1 protein-coding gene is annotated in these 3,359 nt (G+C 47.6%); it reads left to right on the top strand.

Annotation, left to right across the window (positions count from 1 at the left end; genetic code table 11):
• Positions 1-381 precede the first annotated feature (381 nt).
• Positions 382-3,359, top strand: a 2,978-nt coding sequence (locus tag K2I50_RS01815) for a pectinesterase family protein (protein WP_301024545.1), incomplete at its 3' end; no start/stop codon positions are given.

Here is a 3,359-nt window from a genome sequence, read left to right as displayed (position 1 = left end):
TTGCTCCCTCACTGCGCGAACACATCTGCACGACGATTGACCGCCCCAGCGTTAACAAATATTGGGGAACGGGGTCTTAATTGCAGTGTCGCAAATCGTGCAGTGCTATATTGCCGGGCATCTGTGGAAGAGCTCCATCTAATAATTTGATAATGATTATGGACCGGCGATGCGAATTGCTGTCAAAATGCTGATTGCCAAATGAATGTTGGAATGCGGAGAGTGCTTTATCTTCGTTTATGTCAAAAATTCCACCTATTACGGTATGTATTACACCGCATGGAGAGGGGTGTTATGGCTATATTTGCATATTCCGTAGCGAGATATACGGAATGGGTAATCTTAAATCGACATAACAATAATCTTAGATCCATAAACTGCATGAAATTAAATCCAAGTTTCCTGTGTGCTTCATCGGTCGCACTGTTTGCCGCTATTTCGGCAGATGCTGCAATAGAGGGATCTCTTGATCCGGCTTCAGTCGTGGAGCAATGGAGCAATTCTTCGACTTATCCCAAAGTAATTGACATCAATTTCAGCGATGAAAGCTGGCCTTCAACCTGGCAGAAAGAGACCGGGCGTGACTGCCCGGAATGGGCCGACGGAGGATATGTCAACGCCGTACTAACCACTCCGGCCAATGGCGATGCCTCGGATGTAAACTACCCGGTGTTGTTCCACAACTGTACTTTTGCGACCAAGAAGTCGTTTAACGGTAGAGCCGGAGTGACGGCCGCTTTTGCCCGACAGTACTATCTTGGCGATAAGTGCACCGGCAACAGTTCATCGACATACAATAATTGGACGGTAAAAGGGCACACACATTATCTTGAAGATAACATTACCTATGATGACAAAGGCAAACCTAATTATGGAGAAGCCGGCTTTGTACAGATGTGCCGTAATGCAGCCATTAACGGCGAGTCGATGCACGGCTGGATGGAAATAGACCATATACCGTATGTCGACATAATCCAATGGTCATGGTCATCTACATCCTGGGGACGAGGCATCAAATGTGATTACAAAACAGGCGATGGCGAATGGAAGCCACTTGTATGGATGGGATCAGAACGTCCGAAGAATGGCTGGACTGTATTCTCTGATCAGGGATACTTCATGGAGAATAAAATCGATGCTCATGATGTATCTATCCGCTGGCGTGTATGGGATGGCGAGATAAAGGACAATCCCGTACAGAGCGATGTGTTTACCCAGTACGCCGACCCGATGGCCGAGCTCCAAGCACCACGTGTGCATAAAATCCAGATTTTCGGTACTGAAATCACATCTGACGATGCAAAATATGCGCGAGAAAATCCAATAGGTAATATCGGTACACCTTCCGACCTTAGCGACTACGATTTCTCTGGAGACACACAGACAAAGCCATCCCCCGATGCTGATGCTGAGATTGTCACTTACACCGTGGGAACGTCGGGAAATGTTGATTACGGCAGTATTCAGGAGGCAATAGATGCAATCCCGGCATCCACACGTGGTATCATTTACCTGCGTCCGGGCATATATGAGGAGAATGTATATGCCGGTCGCAAGGGTGACGAGCCGAAATTTATCAGTATCATAGGCGAAGACCCCGCTACTACCATAATCACTTCTTCTACCAATCGTGGAGGCAGTAATTCAGGGAACAGCTATCTGGACTGTGCCGCTCTCAATGTATTTGTCGACCGATTTTATGCCGAGGGCATAACAATACGCAATACATCAGGAAATGTCGGTCAGGCAGAAGCTCTTTATACAGCAGGTGACGCACATGTATTTAACAACTGTGTGATTTCCGGCTATCAGGATACCTATAAGGCCAATGTCGGCAGTCGAGGCTATTTTGTCAACTGTGTGATTTCCGGTGCTACAGATTTTATTTACGACGGAGGTCTGGAGTGGTTTGAGAACTGTGAAATCCGATGCCTGAAAGGTGGAGGCTACATTACCGCTCCGGCAGAGACAGCGATGCCTATGACTAAACTCCTTTATCCGGAACTTAGTGCCGAGCGCTTCTATCCGGGACTGTTTTTCCGTAATTGCCGCATAACATCCGAGAACGGAGTGGCAAATGGAGCATATACCCTCGGACGACCATGGAAAGAGACCTGTGGCTCGATGTTTATACGGTGTATACTCGGCAATCATATCAACCGTGCAGGATGGTCAGCCTGGAATGGCACTGAAAACAATGCATCGCTTTATGAATACAAAAATATGACTTTGAACGGCGAACTTGCAGATGTTACCGCGCGCGCGTCGTTCAGTCATCAGGCTACCGACAGCGAAGTCGAGGAGTATATGAATCCCGAGTTTATGTTTGGCAAACTGTCGGATATAGAGTTTGATTACTCTTCGATACTTCGCGGTTGCGCTACACCCCGCAATTTTGAGATAACAGACAATGGCATATTCTGGGATGCGGATGAAAATGCAGTCGCATTCATCATATATAAGAATGGCGAGTTCTGCGGCATATCGGTCAAACCGGAGTTCACCGAAGGCTTTGAGTCAGGTGCGTCATATGCCGTACGCTCCGTATCGCGACATGGCGTAATGTCATCTCCGGTCAATGCATCTGAGGCCCGTTCGCTTCTTGCATTTCCTTCAGCCGAGGGATTCGGCAAATATACCTCAGGAGGCCGAGGAGGCCGGGTTGTTACCGTGACATCTCTTGCCGATGACAATTCCGAGGGAACTCTGCGATGGGCATTTGAGCAATACAAGGGCGAGCCGATTACTATAGTTTTCGCAGTCACTGGAAATATCCAGCTGAGCCGTGAATTGCGAGTAAGTCGCTCTGATTGGACTCTTGCCGGTCAGACAGCTCCAGGCGACGGAATCCTTATCAGCCGCAATAAAGTCAATTTTGGTGGTTCCGGCAATTTCATTGTACGAAATGTGCGCTTCCGTATTGGTCAGAAGAGCATGTCCGGAGAGATTCTTGCAGAGAATGCATGTGGCGCGGAAAACTGTTCCGATTTCATCTTTGACCATTGTGTTTTCGGATGGTCGGTAGAGGAAAATATGAATACGGCAGATGCCCATTTCCTTACTGTACAACATTCGATGGTGCATGAGGGCCTGTATAATGCAGGGCATTCCAAAGGCGCGCGAGGATACGGATGTCAATGGGGAGGCTCTCCGGCTACATATCATCATAATCTGCTTGCCCACAACAATTCCCGTTCTCCTCGATTCAATGGTGCACGTGGGGAAGATTATGTAGTGTTTATGGAATATGTCAACAATGTGAATTACAACTATGGCTCCAGAGGAGGATGCTACGGTGGTGAGAACACTGCGGCAATCACATCTTATAACGGACTTAATTCCGCTCATGAGTGTAATTT

Source organism: Muribaculum sp. (assembly GCF_029051885.1).
GTDB lineage: Bacteria > Bacteroidota > Bacteroidia > Bacteroidales > Muribaculaceae > Muribaculum.
This window is presented reverse-complemented; position numbering and strand designations above follow the sequence as displayed.